Annotated in this window: 16 protein-coding genes; 5 read left to right on the top strand and 11 right to left on the bottom strand. The window is 71.7% G+C overall.

Translation table 11 applies throughout. The annotated features are described in order from the left end of the window. Positions 1-66 precede the first annotated feature (66 nt). Positions 67-1,536 carry an MFS transporter gene (locus ACWD02_RS20365; protein WP_451212448.1) on the bottom strand — a complete coding sequence of 490 codons (1,470 nt, stop codon included), beginning with the start codon at positions 1,534-1,536 and terminating at the stop codon, positions 67-69. Positions 1,537-1,709: 173 nt separating this feature from the next. On the opposite strand from ACWD02_RS20365, the gene ACWD02_RS20370 reads away from it, so the two are divergent. The 4 genes from ACWD02_RS20370 to ACWD02_RS20385 all read left to right on the top strand — a co-directional run bounded on the left by ACWD02_RS20370 (position 1,710) and on the right by ACWD02_RS20385 (position 6,623). Then, entirely contained in the window at positions 1,710-2,207 is a 498-nt protein-coding gene (locus ACWD02_RS20370) for a MarR family winged helix-turn-helix transcriptional regulator (RefSeq protein ID WP_451212451.1), read from the top strand. Positions 2,208-2,368: 161 nt separating this feature from the next. Then, the gene (locus tag ACWD02_RS20375) at positions 2,369-4,633 is read left to right on the top strand and encodes an MMPL family transporter (RefSeq protein ID WP_451212454.1); all 2,265 of its coding nucleotides are present in this window, start codon (positions 2,369-2,371) and stop codon (positions 4,631-4,633) included. Between the two features lie 149 nt (positions 4,634-4,782). After that, positions 4,783-5,946, top strand: a complete 1,164-nt coding sequence (locus ACWD02_RS20380) for a sensor histidine kinase (RefSeq protein WP_451212456.1) — start codon at positions 4,783-4,785, stop codon at positions 5,944-5,946. Further along, complete coding sequence (locus tag ACWD02_RS20385; RefSeq protein ID WP_451212460.1) at positions 5,943-6,623, top strand: response regulator transcription factor; 681 nt, start codon at positions 5,943-5,945, stop codon at positions 6,621-6,623. The genes ACWD02_RS20380 and ACWD02_RS20385 overlap by 4 nt, the downstream gene beginning before the upstream one ends. 25 nt (positions 6,624-6,648) lie before the next feature. Here ACWD02_RS20385 and ACWD02_RS20390 read toward each other — a convergent pair whose 3' ends face one another. Then, complete coding sequence (locus ACWD02_RS20390; RefSeq protein WP_451212463.1) at positions 6,649-7,545, bottom strand: hypothetical protein; 897 nt, start codon at positions 7,543-7,545, stop codon at positions 6,649-6,651. Between the two features lie 126 nt (positions 7,546-7,671). On the opposite strand from ACWD02_RS20390, the gene fes reads away from it, so the two are divergent. Beyond that, positions 7,672-8,961, top strand: coding sequence for an enterochelin esterase (fes, locus tag ACWD02_RS20395; RefSeq protein WP_451212466.1), 1,290 nt, complete (start codon positions 7,672-7,674; stop codon positions 8,959-8,961). Positions 8,962-8,963: 2 nt separating this feature from the next. On the opposite strand, the gene ACWD02_RS20400 is transcribed toward fes, so the two are convergent. The 9 genes from ACWD02_RS20400 to ACWD02_RS20440 form a co-directional block, all read right to left on the bottom strand. Next, positions 8,964-9,590 carry a 4'-phosphopantetheinyl transferase family protein gene (locus tag ACWD02_RS20400; RefSeq protein ID WP_451212468.1) on the bottom strand — a complete coding sequence of 209 codons (627 nt, stop codon included), beginning with the start codon at positions 9,588-9,590 and terminating at the stop codon, positions 8,964-8,966. Beyond that, positions 9,587-9,787, bottom strand: a complete 201-nt coding sequence (locus tag ACWD02_RS20405; protein WP_451212471.1) for an MbtH family NRPS accessory protein — start codon at positions 9,785-9,787, stop codon at positions 9,587-9,589. Before ACWD02_RS20405 ends, ACWD02_RS20400 begins: the two co-directional genes overlap by 4 nt. Next, on the bottom strand, positions 9,784-13,680 hold the full coding sequence (locus ACWD02_RS20410) for an amino acid adenylation domain-containing protein (protein ID WP_451212474.1): 3,897 nt from the start codon (positions 13,678-13,680) through the stop codon (positions 9,784-9,786). Before ACWD02_RS20410 ends, ACWD02_RS20405 begins: the two co-directional genes overlap by 4 nt. Continuing rightward, the gene (locus ACWD02_RS20415) at positions 13,677-13,907 is read right to left on the bottom strand and encodes a phosphopantetheine-binding protein (RefSeq protein ID WP_451212477.1); all 231 of its coding nucleotides are present in this window, start codon (positions 13,905-13,907) and stop codon (positions 13,677-13,679) included. The genes ACWD02_RS20410 and ACWD02_RS20415 overlap by 4 nt, the downstream gene beginning before the upstream one ends. A 1-nt stretch (position 13,908) precedes the next feature. Further along, positions 13,909-14,541, bottom strand: a complete 633-nt coding sequence (locus ACWD02_RS20420; protein ID WP_451212480.1) for an isochorismatase family protein — start codon at positions 14,539-14,541, stop codon at positions 13,909-13,911. 83 nt (positions 14,542-14,624) lie between these two features. Then, complete coding sequence (locus ACWD02_RS20425; protein ID WP_451212483.1) at positions 14,625-16,250, bottom strand: (2,3-dihydroxybenzoyl)adenylate synthase; 1,626 nt, start codon at positions 16,248-16,250, stop codon at positions 14,625-14,627. Further along, positions 16,247-17,467 carry an isochorismate synthase DhbC gene (dhbC, locus tag ACWD02_RS20430; protein ID WP_451212486.1) on the bottom strand — a complete coding sequence of 407 codons (1,221 nt, stop codon included), beginning with the start codon at positions 17,465-17,467 and terminating at the stop codon, positions 16,247-16,249. Before dhbC ends, ACWD02_RS20425 begins: the two co-directional genes overlap by 4 nt. A gap of 39 nt (positions 17,468-17,506) precedes the next feature. Then, entirely contained in the window at positions 17,507-18,325 is an 819-nt protein-coding gene (locus ACWD02_RS20435) for a 2,3-dihydro-2,3-dihydroxybenzoate dehydrogenase (protein WP_451212489.1), read from the bottom strand. After that, positions 18,322-19,302, bottom strand: a complete 981-nt coding sequence (locus ACWD02_RS20440) for an ABC transporter substrate-binding protein (protein WP_451212492.1) — start codon at positions 19,300-19,302, stop codon at positions 18,322-18,324. Before ACWD02_RS20440 ends, ACWD02_RS20435 begins: the two co-directional genes overlap by 4 nt. Positions 19,303-19,404: the final 102 nt, after the last annotated feature.

The raw sequence follows: 19,404 nt of genomic DNA on the forward strand, positions 1-19,404 counted from the left end.
CGCCTTTCTGGGGAAGCTCCGTGCCCGCCCTCCCCGGGAGAGGGAGGGCGGGCATGAAAAGGGAGGTCAGGCCGTGGCGCCCGAAGCGGCCCGCGGGTCTGTCTTCTCCTCGGAGGCGTCGGAGCCCGCGTCCGCCCGGCGCACCGGAATCATCGACGCCACCGCCGCCGCCGCGAGGGCCACCCCGCAGCCCATCAGCATGGCGGTCCTGAAGCCGTTCTCCGACGGGAGGAAGTGGCCGCCGAAGTCCGTCGTCATCTGGGCGAGGACCACGCCGATCACGGCCGCCGCCGCGGAGCTGCCGATCGAGCGCATCAGGGTGTTGAAGCTGTTGGCCGACGCGGTCTCCTCCTGCGGGACCGCGCCCATGATGAGCGCCGGCATCGCCCCGTACGCCAGACCCACGCCCGCGTTGCAGACGATCGTCACGGCCAGCAGACCCCAGGTGGAGCCGAGCAGCAGCATGGAGGAGGCGTAGCCGAGGGAGATGATCAGGCTGCCGACGGCCAGGGTGACCTTGGGGCCGCGGGCGTCCGACAGCTTGGCGCCGAGCGGCGCGAGGGCCATCATCATCAGGCCCGCCGGGGCCATCCACAGGCCCATGGCCATCATCGACTGGCCCAGGCCGTAGCCGGTGGCCTCCGGCAGTTGGAGGAGCTGGGGAACGACCAGCGACTGGGCGTACATCGCGAAACCGACGAGCACCGAGGCCGCGTTGGTCATCAGGATCTGCGGCCGCGCGGTGACGCGCAGGTCGACCAGCGGCTGGTCACTGCACAGCTCCCACCGGCCCCAGGCCAGCAGGATGACGACCGCGGCGGCGAACAGGCCGAGCGTGGTGCCGCTCGTCCAGCCCCAGTCGGAGCCCTTGGAGACGGCGAGCAGCAGGCAGACGAGGCCGCTGCCGAGTCCGATCGCACCCAGCACATCGAAGCGGGCCGAGCCGGAGCCCTCCCGGCCCGCGGGCACGAACAGCCAGGCCAGGACGGCGACCAGGAGGCTCAGACCGGCGGCGACCCAGAACAGCACGCGCCAGCTGGCGTTCTCGGCCACGGCCGCGGAGAAGGGCAGTCCGAGCGCGCCGCCCACGCCCATGGACGCGCTCATCAGGGCGATGGAGGAGCCGAGCTTCTCGGGCGGCAGCACGTCACGCAGGAGGCTGACGCCCAGCGGCACCACGCCCATGCCGAGGCCCTGGAGGCCACGGCCGACGATCATCGGCACCACGGATGAGGCGAGGGCGCACACGACCGAGCCGACCACGAGCGGTATCACCGAGACGAGCAGCATGCGCCGCTTGCCGTACATGTCGCCGAGCCGCCCGGCCACCGGCGTCGCCACCGCCGCCGAGAGCAGCGTGGCCGTGACCACCCACGAGGCGTTCGAGGGGGTGGTGTCGAGCATGCTGGGGAGGTCGCCGATCAGGGGCACCACCAGCGTCTGCATGACCGCGGCCACGATCCCCGCGAGGGCGAGTACCCCGACGATGCGCCCCGGGCGTACATCGGGGCGGACATCGGGCTTCGAGCTGACCACTGGCTTCTCCTTCGGCTTCCCGGGTGGCCCCTGGACGACTTCCAGGCGGCTTCCGGACGATCGGGTGACCTCGACGGTCTTCAGGCGGATGGCCTGACGGCAGCACGATGTGCCGCGACGTTGTGCACTATACATATGAAGTGCATGATGCACATGCCGAGTAGAATGGCCTCATGGAAAAGCCCGGTCGTCGCACCAACAAGCCCGCCGACCGCACGGAGAAGCCCGTGCGGCGGGTCGAATTCGAGACGATGCTGCTCGGACGGCATTCGCACCTGTTCAACCCCCGCACCCGCTCATCCGGTGGGCGCCTCGACCGCAGCGCGTACATCCTGCTCAGCCGCATCCAGATGGACGGACCGATGTCCATCGGCCAGCTCACCGACGCCTTCGGCCTCGACGCCTCCACCCTGAACCGGCAGACCGCCGCGATGTTGCGCGGCGGTCTCGTCGAGCGCATCCCGGACCCCGACGGCGGCATGGCCCGCAAGTTCCGCATCTCCGCGGAGGGTGCGCGGCAGCTCGACGCCGACCGCGCCGAGTACACCCAGGGCCTCGAAAAGGTCATGGACAACTGGTCGGCGGAGGACGTGGACGCGTTCGCGGGCTTCCTCCAGCGCTTCAACAGCGACATCGAGCGCCTGGAGGGTCACCCCTGGCCGCGCCCGTGAACCCCTTCGACCCGCGGGGAAGTAACCCCCACGTATGACGAGACGGGACTGAGTACTGCCAGATCAGTACGCCGGATTGCCTGCAGGTGTACGACGACCGGACCCCCCGCGCCCGGAGAACCTGTGGAGGTACCCGAGATCAGATCTGGAGACCTCTGCCCGTGGCTACTCTTCTCTATCGCCTTGGCCGTCTGGCCTTCCGGCGGCGCTGGTACGTCGCCCTGCTGTGGGCGGCGGTCCTCGGTGCCGTCGGCTTCGGCGCGGTCACGGCGCCCGCCGCCCCGGACGAGGGCAACTCCATGCCGGGCATCGAGTCCCAGAAGGCGTTCGACCTGATGGAGCAGCGCTTCCCCGGGGCCGCGGCCGACGGGGCGAGCGCGCGCATCGTCTTCGTCGCCCCCGACGGGCAGAAGGTCACCGCCGGCGAGAACCGCCAGGCCGTCGAGGAATTCGTGGACAAGGCGGCCGACGGGCCCCAAGTCGCTCAAGCGGCCGACCCGTTCAAGGCGCGGGCGGTGAGTGAGGACGACTCGACGGCGTACGCGACGGTCACGTACAAGGTGGAGGCCGGCGACCTCACCGACCGGAGCAAGACGGCCATCGAGCACGCCATGGAGGAGGCCAGGGGAGCGGGCCTGAACGTCGAGGCGGGCGGAAACGCGCTCGCCACCCAGCCCGAGGCGGGTGGGGCGGCCGAAGGGATCGGCGTCGTCATCGCCGCCGCCGTCCTGCTGATCACCTTCGGGTCGCTGGCCGCGGCCGGGCTTCCGCTGCTCACCGCGATCATCGGCGTCGGCGTCAGCATGGCCTCGATCCTGGCCCTGGGCAGCGCGCTCGGCCTCTCCGCGACGACCGGCACCCTCGCCACCATGCTCGGCCTCGCCTGCGGCATCGACTACGCCCTGTTCGTCGTCTCCCGCTACCGCGAAGAGCGCGCCAAGGGCCACGCGCCCCAGGAGGCGGCGGGCCTGGCCGCGGGTACGGCCGGTTCCGCGGTCGTCTTCGCCGGGCTCACCGTGGTCATCGCGCTGGCCGGGCTCTCGGTGGTCGGCATCCCGATGCTGACCAAGATGGGGCTGGCCGCCGCAGGGGCGGTCGTCGTCTCCGTCGTCATCGCGCTCACCCTCGTGCCCGCCCTGCTCGGCCTCTGGCCGAACGCAGTGCTCTCCCGCGCGACCCGCAGGCGCGGCAGCGGCAGCGGCAAGGGCGGCGCAAGACGCCACGACGGCGCGAGCGTCGGCGGTGAGAGCAATGGCGGTGAGAGCAATGGCGGCAGCCGCTGGGCCAGGTTCGTCCTGCGCCGCCCCGTCCCCGTGCTGCTCGCCTCCGTCGCGGGGCTCGGCGCGCTGGCCCTGCCGGTGCTCGATCTCCGGCTCGGTATGCCGGGGGCCGAGGCCAAGCCCACCTCGACCACGGAACGCCGCGCCTACGACGCGCTCGCCGACGGCTTCGGACCCGGGTTCAACGGACCGCTGACCATAGTCGTCGACGCCAAGGGAGCAGCCGACCCGAAGGCGGCGGTGACGACGGTAGAGCAGCGTGTCGGCGCCACGGAGGGGGTCGTGTCCGTGTCACCCGCGCGGTTCAACCCCGCCGGTGACACCGCGATGTTCACCGCCGTGCCGGCCGCCGCTCCCACCGACCAGAAGACCAAGGACCTCGTCCACGGCATCCGCGGCGACCGACCCGCGATCGAGGCCACCACCCAGGGGGCCACCTTCGAGGTCACCGGCTCCACCGCGACGAACATCGACATGGCCCAGAAGGTGCAGGACGCCTTGATCCCGTACCTCGCGGTCGTGGTGGGCCTGGCCGTGCTGCTCCTGATGGTGGTCTTCCGCTCCGTCCTCGTACCGCTCAAGGCGGCCCTCGGCTTCCTCCTGTCGGTCGGCGCCGCCCTCGGCTCGGTCGTCGCGGTCTTCCAGTGGGGCTGGGGCGCCGGGCTCCTCGGCGTCGAGCAGACCGGCCCGGTCATGAGCCTGATGCCGATATTCCTGGTGGGCATCGTCTTCGGGCTCGCCATGGACTACGAGGTGTTCCTCGTCGCACGGATGCGCGAGGCCTACGTGCACGGGGACCGGCCGGGTCAGGCCGTCGTCAGCGGCTTCCGGTACAGCGCACGTGTCGTGGTGGCGGCCGCGCTGATCATGATGGCGGTGTTCTCCGGGTTCATCGGCGCCGGTGAATCCATGATCAAGACGATCGGGTTCGGACTTGCCGTGGCGGTCCTGTTCGACGCATTCGTCGTCCGTATGGCGCTCGTCCCCGCCGTCCTCGCCCTGCTCGGCAGGGCGGCGTGGTGGTTGCCGCGCCCGCTGGACCGGCTGCTGCCCCGCGTCGACGTGGAGGGCGAGGCGCTCAGCCGCAGGTCCACCGTCATAGCGGCCCCCGCCCGGACGGCCGATCGCGAGGCGGTGCGGACCTGACCCATGGCGTGGCGGACCGTGTGACGGACCAACGGACGCGGGGCCGTCCCGTGCGGGACGGCCGTCCCCTGCGGGACACGGGGCGGCCCTGCGCCCGTCGGGGCGCCGCGTGGCCGACGATGGCTCAAGAACCCTGATCGGAGAACTCGATGCTCACCAGCTGGCAGCGCCACGCGGAGGCCCACCCCCGCGTCGCCGACGCGGCCGTGGCGCTGCTGCTGTTCGGCGTCTCCTTCTCCGGCAGCATGCTCAGCACCACCAATCCCTCCGACCGGCCCGCGTGGTGGGCCGGGGTGGCGGCCTCCGCCGTCGGCTGTACGGCCCTGCTGTGGCAGCGCGGCCGTCCCCGCACCGTCGTCGCCGTGACCACGCTCTGCGCCATAAGCCTGAGCGCGATGGGCTTCCTGCTCACGCCCCTGCTCCTCGGCCCGGTCATGGTGGCGCTCTACTGGCTGGCCGTCGGCAGCGGCCGCAAGGTCACCCGTGAGTACACGCTGGCCGTCGCCGTCCTGGTGGGTGGCACGGCCCTGTTCGCGGACACCGTCAATCACTCGCTGCTCCTCAAGACGCTCAACCCCATCGCCTGGATCCTCCTGTCAGCGATGTTCGGCAGCGGAGTCCAACTGCGCCGTGCCTACCTGGAGTCCCTGCAGACCCGCGCCGCGCACGCCGAACGCATGCGCATCGCCCGGGAGTTGCACGACGTCGTCGCCCACCACCTGACCCTGGCCAACGCCCAGGCCGGCACGGCCGCGCACCTCGCGGCCACCCACCCCGACCAGGCCAAGCAGATCCTCACCGACCTCACGGGCACCACCGCGACGGCGCTGCGGGAGCTCAAGGCCACTGTGGGGCTGCTGCGCCAGGCGAGCGACACCGACACCCCCCTTGAGCCGTCCCCCGGGCTCGCCCGGCTCGCCGACCTCACCGCGTCGTTCGCCTCCACCGGACTCACGGTCACCGTCACCACGGAGGGCGAGCCGCAGCCGCTCTCGGCGGCGGTCGATCTGACAGCATTCCGAATCGTGCAGGAAGCGCTCACCAACGTCAGCAAACACGCCCGCACGGAGACGGCGTACGTCCACCTGACCCACGCCCCCGACGGCCTGACCCTCAAGGTCACCGACGACGGACACCACACGGCCCCCGCCACGCCCGTCGGCGGACACGGCTTCGGCCTCATAGGCATGCGGGAACGCGCCCACTCCGTCGGCGGTCACCTGCATGCCGGCCATCGCCCCGAAGGCGGGTTCGAAGTCACCGCCCACCTGCCGCCGCACCCCGAGAACACGGAAGAGAACCGCACCACATGACCCTCCGCGTCCTGCTTGCCGACGACCAGGCCCTCCTCCGGGCGACCTTCCGCATCCTGATCGACTCCTGCGACGACATGGAGGTGGTCGCCGAGGCCACCGACGGCAAGGAAGCCCTCGAACTCACCCATATCCACCGCCCCGACCTCGCCCTCATGGACATCCGCATGCCGGGCACGGACGGCCTTGCGGCGACCGCCCACATCTGCGCCGACCCGGACCTCGCCGCCACCCGCGTCCTCATCCTCACGACCTTCGAGACCGACGAGTACGTCGCCCAGGCCCTGCGCGCCGGAGCGAGCGGATTCCTCGGCAAGGACGTGGGCGTCGACGAACTCCTCGGCGCGATCCGCACCGTGGTCGCGGGCGATTCGCTGCTCTCCCCGTCGGCCACGCGCGCCCTCATCACCCGCTTCCTCGCCACCCCCGACCCCGGCGGCCACCTGGTGCCGCCCGAGAGCCTCGCCGCGCTCACCGCCCGCGAGCGGGAAGTGATGGCTCTGGTCGCCGAGGGAAAGTCCAACGCCGAGATCGCCGACGCGCTCTTCGTCAGCCCGCTGACCGTACGCACCCACGTCCAGCGCGCCATGACCAAGCTCGATGCCCGGGACCGCGCCCAACTGGTCGTCATCGCCTACCAGTCGGGCCTCGTCCGCCCCGCCCCGCCCCTGTGCTGAGCTCAGGAACTCCTGAGCCCGCACCTCACTTCTTGAGCCCGTCCATCGCCGCGCGCGTGTCGGACTTGAGCATCTCCTCGACCTCCGAAGCGGTCGGCGGCTCGGACTTGTCGTCCGCGCCGCCGTAGTAGCTCCAGCGTGTCTCGATGGTGAACCAGCCCTCCCGCACGGCGAGCGTCATGCCGTTGAGGTCGTCACCGCTCGAGCCGCTCGTGCCGCTCTTGTCGGTCACCAGGTACGCCTCGTCGCCGATGCCGCTGACGGCCTTGGTCGTGTAGGTGTAAGTCTTCTGCGACTGGTCCTCGTAGGCCTTCTGCTCGGAGGCGAACTCGCCCTTCGGGTCGGTGGCCTTGTGCCAACGGGCGGTCGAGTAGACGTAGATGCTCGAGTACGAGTCGGCGTCCGCCTTCGGGTCCTTGAGCTTGCGGCTGCAGTAGCTCTGGTCGAACCCCTTCTGCCGCGTGCCGTAGTGGGTGGTCGAGGTGGAGTCCGAGTCGATCTCGAACTTCTCCTTGAAGGCGTCGAGCGGGGAGACGTCGCAGAGGTTCTTCGCGTACTCGTATCCGGCGAGGTCGGCCTTCGCGTCGTCGCCGCTGTCGCCCGTGGAGCCGAGGTTGCCGGTGGCGAAGAGGGCACCCGCCCACAGGGCCGACGCGACCACGACGCCGCCGATGCCCCACACCCAGCCCGGCGTGGGCTTGCGTGGGCCTGCCGGGGGTGCCGGCGGTGCGGGCGGCTGGCCGTAGGGGCCCGGCTGCTGGCCGTACGGGCCGGGTGGCTGGCCGTAGGGCTGGGGCGAGCCCTGGGGCGGCACCGCACCCGGGGGCTGCTGATAGGGATTCGGGGTCTGCTGGTACGGATTGGGCTGGGAGGGCTGCGGGGGCTGATTGGGTTGGTTGGGCTGGGGATTCGGTATCGACATAGGCGGCAATGTACCGCTGGCCCCCGGGCGGGTGGACGTGGCCCGGCCCTGGTCGCCCAGGGGTGACCGGCTCAAGTAAGGTCACCCTTAGCTATGCGTACGCAGTGAACCCCAGGAGGCTTGCTCATGCCGCTCACCGCTCCTCCCACCGGGGCGACCCGTCGGCCGCCCCGCATCCCGCGGCCGCGGCCGGTCGAGCGTGCGGTCAGTGCGTGGGTCGGGCGGGCCGTGGAGAGGGGCGGCTTCTGGGACGCGGTGCGGGAGGCGGGTGGTTCGCCGGTCGTCGAGCCCGATCCGCGGGGTGACGACGAGCACCGGGTGGTCACCTTCCTGTGGCGCGGCACGGACACGACCCGAGCCGTCCTCGTCATGCCGAACAAGATCGTCGACCCGCGTGACATGGCCCCCAACCTGATGGAACGGGTACCCGGCACGGACATCTGGCACTGGTCGATCCGGATGCGGGCGGACTGGCGGGCCACCTACAGCCTGTGTGTGGACGAGGGGGACGGGCCCGGGGCCGACGACGCCGGATACTGGCCCTGGCTGCGGCAGCAGCAGCGCACCGACCCCCTCAACTCGCGCACTCTCAGCAGGCGTTGGGGTGGTGAGCCGGTCTCGTGCGTCGAGCTGCCGCAGGCGCCGGCGGGTGACGACTGGCAGCGTCGAGACGGTGTCGCGCGCGGCGCCGTCAGCGCGCATACCGTGCGCAGTGAACTCCTGGGCAACGAACGCCGGGTGCACCTGTACGAGCCGCCGGGCGGCGGACGCGATCTGCCCGTCCTCGTGCTCATGGACGGCGAGATGTGGCAGCCGGGACTGGATGTCGCGGCCCTCCTGGACAACCTCATCGCCGACGGCCGCATCCCGCCCCTGGCCGCGCTGCTGCCCGAATCCCTGAGCGCCGACCAGCGCTGGGCCGAGCTCGCCTGCAACGAGCGGTTCGTCGGGTTCCTCCACACCGAACTGCTGCCTTGGGCCGGCGAACACCTCTCCCTGACCGCCGACCCGGCACGGACCGTGGTCGCGGGGCAGAGCCTGGGCGGCCTCACCGCCGCGTACGCCGGAGTGATCGCACCGGAGCGGTTCGGCCGGGTCCTCGCGCAGTCGGGGTCCTTCTGGTGGCCGGACGGCCCCGACCTCGAACGCTCCGAGTGGTTGACCGCCCGCATCGCGGAGAGCGAAAGGCTGCCCGTCCGCTTCTGGCTGTCGGCCGGCGAGCAGGAGTGGGTCGCGCTTCCCGCCATGCGCAGACTGCGCGCCACTCTGCGGGAGAAGGGCTACGAGGACGCCGTGTACCGCGAGTTCAACGGCGGACACGACTACTTGTGCTGGCGCACGGAACTCGCGGACGGGCTGATCGGACTGCTGGGCCCGGAGTCCACGGGGGCCGCGGTGGAGACCGCTGCCGCCTAGGTCTACATGGGGGCGGGGGACTCTGCTGTGGCGACTGCTGCCGCGTAGCCGTCGGGGGCCGGCACGTCTCGTATGGTCCAGCCTTGGACCTCGAGGGGTGTGGTGCCTGTGCCCGCCAGGAGTGAGGTCATCCCGCCGGCCGCGAGGCCCTCGCCTGTTCCCTTGAGGCATGCCTCCTTGCGTGTCCAGCAGCGAGTGAAGGCCAAGGGCCTGTCGGCGGGCGGGAGTTGGGCCAGCTCCCTTTGCTCTTGAGGGTGCAGGGACGCGGCCACGTCCGTCACCGTGCTCGCCGACGGGAGTCTCTCCACGTCGGCGCCGACCGGGCGGTCCGCGAAGGCGAGCAGCGCCAGGCCGTCCGTGTGGGAGAGGGAGAAGTGCGGTCCCGATCCGCCGGCCACCGCGGGGCGGCCGTGCGGGGCACCGCACAGCGGGCACGGCAGCCGCACCAGTTCCACCGCCGCCGGATCGATGCCGAGGTACGCGCCGAGCCGCCGCCGCAGCGCGGTGTGCGCCGCCGCGTACAGCTCCCGGTCGGCCGGGCGCCGCAACGCCGCCGCCCGGCGCCGCTCCTCCGCGTCGAGGAGCGACACGTCGAGCGGGGCCGGGCGGACCAGCTGGATGTCCGTCACGCGGGTGGATCCTGGAGCCGGGCGACGCAACGGCCGTACGTCTCGGGTCCGTACGCCGTGGTCCAGCCATCGGGCGCGGCGCGGAAGACCGGCCACAGGGAGTACTCGCCGAGCGCGTTCTCCAGGATCAGGTGCGTCGGCTCGGTGTCGGCGTCGGCAGGGGTGACCGGGTCGAAGGGGCCGGGTGTCGTCGTCATGCGTGATCCAGCTCCTTCAGGCGGGCGGCGAGGACGGCGCAGACCTCGTCGAGGCGGCGCGGCTGGGTCAGCTCCGGGTGCAGGCAGTCCACGTCGTGGTTGATGACCGAACCTGTGACGTACGGCGCCCAGGCCTCCCTCGTCAGCCAGTCCTCGGCGCGCGGTGCGGCCGCCGTGAAGAACAGGGCGTCGCCGTCGAAGGGACGGTGGTCGTGCTCGCGCATCAGGCGGGCGTTGTTGACCACGATGTCGAGGACCGCCGACAGGGTCCGGTCGGGCAGGCCCGCCAGAGCACTGCCCTCGCGCTGAAGCGTCGCCAGGACGTCCTCGCGGGTCATCTCGTCCGTGCGGTCGTAGCCTGCCATCCGCAGCAGGGCCGCCAGTGCGTCCGCCTCTTCCGGGACCACGGCGTCGCGCCACTGGTCCGAGGGGTAGGCGTCGAGCAGCGCGAGCAACTCGACCTCCTCGCCCGCCTCTTGCAGGAGTACGGCGACCGTGTGGGCGAGCACACCGCCGACCGACCAGCCGAGCAGCCGGTAGGGGCCGTGCGGCCGTACCGCGCGCAGTGCCTCGACGTACTCGGCCGCCATGTCCTCCATGGTGGTGGGGAGTTCACCGTCGTCGGGCGAGCCGTGCAGACCGCGCGCCTGGAGGCCGTACACCGGCTGCCCGGGGTCGAGCCGCGACAGCAGCCCCGAGTAGCACCAGCTCATGCCGCCCGCCGGGTGGAAGGCGAACAGCGGGGTGCGGTCGCCGCCCGCGCGCAGCGGAAGCAGTACGTCAAGGGAGCGGTCGGCCGCGTTGTGGTCCGCGTCCAGGAGCGCGGCGAGCGCGGCCGGGGTCTGCGCCTGGAAGAGCGTGCCGATGGTGAGCTCGGCACCCAGCGTGTCGCGGACCCTGGCGACCAGACGGGCCGCGAGGAGCGAGGTGCCGCCCAAATCGAAGAAGGCGTCGTCCACGCTTAGTTGAGGCACGCCGAGGATCTCGGCGAAGAGCCGGGTGAGCGTCTCCTCGCGGTGGCCGCTCGGCACCCGGCCCCCGTCGCCCGAGCCCTCGAAGGCGGGAGCGGGCAGGGCGCGCCGGTCCAGCTTGCCGTTCGGGCTGAGCGGGAAGTCGTCCAGGACGAGGATCGCGCCAGGCACCATGTAGTCCGGCAGCGTACGGGCGAGCCGGGCGCGCAGCTCGTCGGGGTCGGCGACGGCTCCGGCGCCGGAGGGCGTCACGTACCCCACGAGCCGCTGGTCGCCCGGCCGGTCCTCGCGGACCAGGACACCGGCCGCGCCCACTGCCGGGTCGGCGGCCAACTCGGCCTCGATCTCGCCCAGTTCGATGCGCAGGCCGCGCAGCTTCACCTGGTGGTCGGTGCGACCGAGGTACTCGATCTCGCCGTGCTCGGTCCAGCGCGCCAGGTCACCCGTGCGGTACATGCGGGTGCCGGGCGGGCCGAAGGGGTCGGCGACGAAACGGGCCGCGGTCAGCTCGGGCCGCCCGAGGTACTCGCTCGCCAGCTGGGTCCCCGCGAGATACAACTCGCCCTGGATTCCGGGCGGGCACGGCTGGAGCGCCGCGTCCAGGACGTACAGGCGCGTGTTCCAGACGGGCCTGCCGATCGGCACCGGGCCCGACGCGCCGGTGGCGCACGGGTGGTACGTCACGTCGACGGCCGCCTCGGTCGGGCCGTACAGATTGTGCAGCGGCACGCCGTCGAGCACGCGCCCGAAGTCCCGCACCGTCTCGCGCGGCAGCGCCTCACCGCTGCAGAAGACATGCCGCAGGTCCGTGCAGTCCGCGGCGGCGGGCTCGGACAGGAACACCTGGAGCATCGACGGCACGAAGTGACAGACGGTGATGCCCTGTTCGCGGATGACGCGCGCGAGGTACGCCGGGTCCTTGTGGCCGCCGGGCTCGGCGACGACGAGTGTCGCACCCACCCGCAGCGCCCAGAAGAACTCCCACACCGACACGTCGAAACCGGACGGCGTCTTCTGCAACACCCGGTCACCTGCGCCGAGTTCGTACGTCGCCTGCATCCAGCGAAGGCGGTTGTCGATCGCCGCGTGCGGCACGACGACGCCCTTGGGGCGGCCGGTCGAACCGGACGTGTAGATGACGTAGGCGGGGTGGTGCGGGGTGAGCGCGCGCGGCGGGTCGTACGTGCCGTACGACGTCGTGTCCAGGCTGTCCAGGGCGACGAGCGGGACGCCCGACGCGGGCACCCGGTCGGCGCGGTCGGCGATCACGCAGGCCGGACCCGCGTCCTGAAGCATGTACGCGAGACGGTCCGCCGGGTAGTCCGGGTCGAGCGGAAGATAGGCGCCGCCCGCCTTCAGCACGGCGAGGAGAGTGATCACCAGGTCCAGGGAGCGGGGCACGGCGACCGCCGCGAGCGCGCCCGGACGTACGCCGGCCTCGATGAGATGGTGGGCGAGCCGGTTGGCGCGGGCGTTCAGCTCGGCGTAGGTCAGCTCCTGGTCACCGAAGACCAGGGCGGTGGCGTCCGGGGTGCGGACCGCCTGGCCCTCGATCGGGCCGATCAGCGTGGTGGGCGGCACCGGGTGCGCCGTGGCGTTGAACTCGTCGACCACCAGGGAGAGTTCGATGCGGCGGGCGATGGTGTGCTCGGCCAGCGGGGTGTGCGGGCCCGCGTCGGCGATGCGCTCCAGGAGTTCCATGAAACGCGCCTGGTGCACGGCGAGTTCGTCCGGCTCGTACAGGGCGGGATTGCCGTCGTAGTCGATGCGCAGGCCGCTGCCGTCGGCGCGGTCGTAGACATTGACCGTGAGGTCGTCGACCGGGCCCGCCGACAGGTTGTGGGCGTCGGTGCGGGCGCCCGCGAAGGTAAGGCCGTAGTCGAACGGCATGACGTTGATCAGCGGCCCGACCAGGGATCGGCCCTCGCCCAGGAGGCCCAGGTCGCGGCGGATGTCCTCGTAGCGGTAGCGCTGGTGGCGGCGGGCGGCGCGGATGCCGAGCACCACCTGGCGGGTCAGCTCGGCGAAGGTGGCCTGTGGGGTCACGGTGAGCCGCAGTGGCAGCACGTTCATGACCATGCCGGGCACGCGAAGCGCCACCGAGCCCATGCGGCCCATCATCGGCAGGCCCAGCACCACCTCGGCCGATCCGGTGGCCCGCGAGACGTACAGGGCCTGCGCGGCGACGAGCACCTCGGGCCACGTCGCCCGCATCGAGGACGCCGACTCCCGCAGCCGTGCGGTCGCCTCGGGGGAGAGGCGGGCGCTGCGGCGGTGGAAGGCGCGGGAGGGCAGCGCGGTGCGTCCGGCCAGGTTGGGGGCGTCGGGGCGGTCGGCGAAGGCACCGTCCCAGAAGCGGCGGTCGGTTTCGAACGCATCCGATGAGCGGTACGCGGTGTCCTCGGCGACCAGGTCCGCAAGCCGCCCGAAGGGGCTCTCGCCGGGCTCCTCGCCCGCGGCCAGCGCGGTGTAGACCTCGGCGGTGCGCCGCGCGAGCAGCGAGTAGCCGAAGCCGTCCATCACGATGTGGTGCACCCGCTGGTACCAGAGCCACCGCTCGTCGGCGACGCGGAACAGCGCGTGCGCGAACAGTGGCCCGGCCGCCAGGTCGAACGGCGTGGACAGGTCCTCGCGCATCCACGCCTGCGCCTCGGCGTCCGGGTCGGACGCGGCGCGCAGGTCGCGCACCTTCAGCGGCAGCGTCGGGTCGACGACCTCCAACTGCTGCGGCCCGTCGGCCCCTTCGATGATCCGTACGCGCAGGGCGTCGGCCTCGGACACCACCTGCCGCAGCGTCCGCGCGAACAGCGACGGGTCGATGGGGCCGTGGATCTCCAGGCACTCGGCCGTGTTCTGGGCCGGGCTGCCGGGGTCGAGCGCCTGCGCGAACCACATGCCCGACTGGGCAGCGGTGAGCCTCATGCCGAGGCTCCAAGGAGCGGCGCCCAGGCCTCGATGGCCGGCTGTTCGGCCAGGTCCACGAAGGTGGCGGTGATGTCGTGCTCGCGGCGCCAGCGCTCGATGAGCGACATGATGCGCACCGAGTCGAGGCCGTAGTCGACGAGGTTCTCGTCGAGGGGGATGTCGGCCGGGTCCTCGCCGAGCACATCGGCGACGTCGGCCCGTATGAGTTCCACGCTGAGCGCCATGTCAGATCCCCTTCAGAACCGCGTCGGTGGTGGTGACGACCGCGCACCGGCCGGCCGCGTAACGCAGGGCCATGTCGTGGTCCTCGCGGGAGAAGTCCGCCACCGCGTCCGCGACGACGAACGCCTGGACGTCCCGCATCCAGGCGTCGCAGGCCGTCATGAGGACGCCGATGTGCGCGTACACGCCGACGATGACGATCTGGTCCCGGCCCGCCGCACGCATGCGCTCCTCGAGGTCGGTGCGGACGTACGCGCTGTACTTCCACTTCGTGAGCACGGTGTCGCCGGGCTCCGGCGCGACCGGGCCCGCGATGGCCTTGGCGTGCTCGTCGTCGGGCAGACCGGGGCCCCAGAAGTCCTGCTGCAGACCGCGCTCGGCCGGCGTCTGGCCGCCGGGCTGTGCGGAGTACAGGACGGGGATGCCGGCCGCGCGGGCCGACTTCGCCAACTCGCCGACATTGGCCAGCAGTTCGGTGGTCGGCGAGGTGTCGGGGGTGTAGGCGGTCAGGAAGTGGTTCTGCAGGTCATGGACGAGCAGCACCGCCCGCTGCGGGTCGATGGTCCACGCGACCCGGTTGTCGGGCAGCTCCTCGGGCGAGGGCATCGGGTACGGCGTGACGGCGGGGAGCGCCATGGTGGGGCCTTTCGGGAACTCAAGGTAGCTGGGTGCATCGGGGTGCTGCCGGGGCAGGGGTCAGCTGCCCGGAGCGGCAGCGGTCAATTGCCTGGTGCGGCGGCGGTCGTCCGCTGCTCCTTCTTGCTGATCTTGCCGATGCCGGTCTGCGGGAAGGCGGTCACGAACTCGACCCGGTCGGGCACCTTGTACGCGGCGAGACCGCGCTCCCGCACGAACTTCTTGATGACGACGGGCTTCAGCGGCTCGGCGTCCGCACGCAGGATCACGTACGCGAGGGTCCGCTCGCCCAGGTACTCGTCGGGGACGGCGACGACCGACACATCGTGGACGTGCGGGTGGGCGAGGATGATGTTCTCGACCTCCTCCGGCGCGATCTTCTCGCCGCCGCGGTTGATCTGGTCCTTCGCCCGGCCCTCCACCACCAGATGTCCGGTGGGGGTGCGGCTCACGATGTCGCCGGTGCGGTAGAAGCCGTCGGCGGTGAACGAGCGGGCGTTGTGCTCGGGCGCCCGCCAGTAGCCGCGGATGGTGTACGGGCCGCGGGTCAGCAGGTGGCCCGGCCGGCCTTCCGGCACGTCCTGGTCGAGGTCGTCGACGATGCGGATCTCGTCGTCCGGGGAGATCGGGCGGCCCTGAGTGGTGACGATGGTCTCCGCCGGGTCGTCCAGACGCGTGTAGTTGACAAGACCCTCCGCCATCCCGAAGACCTGCTGGAGAGTGCAGCCGAGCGCGGGGGCGACCCGGCGCGCGGCCGACTCGCTGAACTTCGCGCCGCCCACGAGCAGCACTTCGAGGCTGGAGATGTCGTACGGCGTGCTGCGCCCCGCGTCCGTCCACACCAGGGCGAGCGGCGGGACGAGACCGGTGATCGTCACCCGCTCCCGCTCGATGAGCGGGAACGCGGTGTCCGGGTCGGGCTGCGGGCACATCACGACACGGCCGCCCGCGTAGAGCAGACCGAGCGAACCCGGCGAGGAGAGCGGGAAGTTGTGGGCCGCGGGCAGCGCCACGAGATAGACGGAGTCCTCCGTCACCCCACAGAGCTCGTTCGAGCCCCACAGCGAGTACATGTAGTCGTCGTGGGTGCGCGGGATCAGCTTGGGTACGCCGGTGCTGCCGCCCGACAGCTGGAGGAACGCGAGGTCGGAGGGTTCGGGCCCGTCGATCTCGATGGGCTCGCGCGGCACGTCGGCGAGCGCGGTGTGCTCGCCCGGCTCACCGACCACGAACACGTCGCGCAGTGTGGGGACTTCGGAAAGGACCTTGGAGGCGAGGTCACGGTGGTCGAAGCCGCCGACGCGGTCCGGGATGACGTAGGCGACGGCCTCGGTGAACTCGCAGAAGTAGTGGATCTCCGTCTCGCGGTGCGCCGGCAGCGCGAAGACCGGAAGGGCGCCGATCCGGAACAGCGCGAAGATCACCTCGAAGAACTCGGCGACGTTCGGCAGCTGGACGACGACCCGGTCGCCCTTGCTGATGCCGCGTGCGGCGAAACCGGCGGCCAACTGGTCCGCCCGTACGTCGAGTTCGCCGTACGTCCAGTTCCGGTCCCCGTCGGTGATCGCGACCCGGGCGGGGTGCGCGTCGGCACGCTCACGGAGCATGCCGCCGAAGGTCTCGCCGCGCCAGTACCCGGCGGCGCGATACCGCTCGGCGAAGACCTCCGGTATCGGTGGTGCGTCTCTGCGGCTGTCTGCCGTCGTCATCGGTCGACTCCCACCGCGTCGAGGAACGTACGGAACTTGGCGCCTGTCTCGGCGCGTTCGGCCTCCGGCGAGGAGTCGGCCACGACGCCCGCGCCCGCGAAGAGCCGCAGCCGTCCGCTGCCGTCCGCCGTCTCCTCGGACTCCGCGCAGCGGATGGTGACGACCCACTCGCCGTCGCCGTGCGCGTCGCTCCAGCCCACCATGCCGGTGTAGTGGCCGCGGCCGAAGGGCTCCAGTTCGCCGATCACGTCACGGGCGTGCCCGGTCGGGGTGCCGCACACGGCCGGGGTCGGGTGCAGGGCGGTGGCCAGCTCCAGTGCGGAGGTGGCCGGTTCGGCGAGTTCGCCGGTGACGGTCGTCGACAGGTGCCACATGGTGGCGGTGCGGACCAGGGTGGGCCGTTCCGGCACGTCGAGGTCGGTGCAGAACGGGGCGAGTGCCTTGTGCACGGCGTCCACGACGACGGCGTGCTCGTGCAGGTCCTTCGCCGATTCGAGCAGCGCGGCCGCCCGGCGCACGTCCTCAGCCAGGTCCGCGGAACGGGGCGTCGAACCGGCCAGCGGGTTGGCGGTCAGGCGGTTGCCGTGCCGGGATACGAGCAGCTCCGGGCTGGCGCCGAGGAGGGTGCGGCCCGCGCCCGTGGGCACGGCGAAGGAGTAGCCGCGCGGGTCGCGGCGGGCCAGGCGCTGGAGCATCGCGGGCAGGTCGAGCGGGCCGTCCGTGGACAGCTCCAGGGTGCGGGCGAGGACGACCTTGTCGAACTCGCCGCTCTTCATGCGGGCCACGGCGGCCTCGACGGAGGCGGCGTACTCCTCGCCCGAGGGAACCTCGCGCACCTGCCAGCCGCCGGCCGTGGCGGGCGGCGGCGTGGGCAGCGCCACGAGCGGGTCAGTGCGCAGCGCGGGCGCCCAGCGTGCCGCTTCGGGCACCGTGAGCACGGCGGGCTCGGTGGGGTCGAAGGGGATGGAGCCCACCACGATCGGCGCCTGGTTGCCGGCGCGCCGCTGCGCGTCCAGGGTGGCGGCGACCCGCTCCGTCAACGGCCGCTCGTCGTGGGGTACTTCGGCGGCGGTGCCGTGGGCGAGGAGGGTGCGGGTGGGCGACGCGAAGAACCGGGTGTCGCCGGGTCGGTAGGCGTCGAGCAGCGCGGTCGCCGCGCCGACGGCCCCGGGGGTGGTGGGGGCGGCGGGAGCGACCACGTCATTGGGGGGTGTCACGGATGACTCCTCGTCAAGTAGGGGAGGGCGGCGCGGCTTTCAGGCGCGCAGGGTGGCGCCGCCGTCCACGTACAGGTCGTGCAGGGTGATGTGCCTGGCCCGGTCGGAGACCAGGAAGGCGACCGCTTCGGCGATGTCGGAGGGGTCGGCGATCCGGCCGAGCGGAATGCCGACCCGGTACGAGGCGGGGTCGCCGTCGATGACCCGGGCCTCGGCCAGCTCGTGGTCGCCGGTCCACAACTGCCGCTGCATGTCGGTGTGGGTGGAGCCCGGCGACACGACGTTGCAGCGCACGCCGTCGCGGGCGACCTCCAGACCGAGGCATTTGGTGAACATCGTGGCGGCGGCCTTGGACGCGGCGTACGCGGCCATCTGGGTGCGGGGCACCCCGGCGGCGTTCGAGCCGACCGTCACGATGGAGCCCTTGCCCCGCGCGGTCATGCGGCGGGCCGCGGCGCGCGAGGTGTGGAAGACGCCGTTCGTGTTGACGGCGAAGGTCTCGGCCCAGTCGGTGTCGGTGAGTTCGACGACCGGGGCGGGCCGCAGGATGCCCGCCACGTTCACGAGGATGTCCAACGGCCCGACGGTGCGCTCGACTTCCTCGAACGCGGCGTCCACGGCAGCCGCGTCGGTGACGTCGAGGACCATGCCGGTGACGCGGCCGCCGCCCGCCGGCCGCTCTTCGACGTCCTGCTCCTCGGCGTCCTGCTCCTTGACGTCGGGTGACCGGTCGGCGGCGACGACCCGCGCGCCGCGCTCGGCGAGCGCGCGGGCCACTGCCCGACCGATGCCCCGGCCCGCGCCGGTGACCAGAGCCACCCGGCCCGCGAGCTCAGGGTCGGTTATGCCGGAAGTCACTTGCCCATCGCCTTCTCGACGTCCTCAAGGACGGAGACGGCGGCCTGCGCGCCACCGAGGCTGGTCCACTTCGAGCCGTCGATCTCGGTCGTGTGGTTCTTCTTGACCGCGTCGAGCTGCTTGTACGCGGCCTTGCCCTTCAGCTCCTTGAAGAGGTCGGCGTCCGGACCGGCCGAGGCGAGGGTGCCGATGAACAGCCAGTCGGCGTCGATCTGCTTGAGGTCCTCGTCGCTGAGCGGCGTCGAGTGGCCCTCGCCCTTCTTGTTCTGGATGCCGGGCCGCTTGAAGCCGAGGTCCTTCAGGACGTCGGAGATGAACACGCCCTGCTGCATGACGGCGGTGCCCTTGGCGGAGTAGCGCGCCACGGAGACGCTCGCGCCCGCGTTGTCGCCGAGGTTCTTCTGCACGGCGGCGGCCTTGGTGTCGTAGTCCTCGAGGAACGCGCTCGCCTCGTTCGACTTGCCGAGCACCTTGCCGGTGAGCTCCAGGGACTTCTTCCAGTCCTTGGTCCTGTCGATCGTGACGACCGTCGGGGCTATCGCCTTCAGCTGCTTGAGCACCTGCTGGTCGGCGAGCTGGCCCGCCAGGATGACGTCCGGCTTGGCCTGGAGGACCTTCTCGATGTCGGGTCCGGTGACCGCGCCCACCACCGGGATGCCCTTGGCCTGGTCGGCCAGGTACTCGGGGGCGCCCTTCTGGCCTCTGCCCGCGGAGAGACCGACGGGCTTGACCTTCAGGGCGAGGGCGGAGTCCAGGTCCATCTCGCTCAGCGCGATGACCTTCTTGGGATTGGCCGGAACCTTTACCTCCGCACCCGAGGCGTCGGTGACGCTCACCTTCGTGGCGTTTTTGGCCTTGCTGCTGGAGCCGGAGTCGTCGGACGAGTCCGAACCGCAGGCGGAAAGGGTGAGCGCGGAGGCCAGAGTGAGGGCCGCAACCGCGGTCAGCCGGGTACGCGGGGAGTGGTTCGAGGACATGTCCGTGATCTCCATGCTTCAGTTGCCCGGCGGTCAGTCCGGACATAAGGGTTATTCCTGGCCGTGTCGGGGCATGGCGAAGTACCCCTGAAGGAACAGGGA

The organism is Streptomyces sp. NPDC002853, assembly GCF_053591915.1.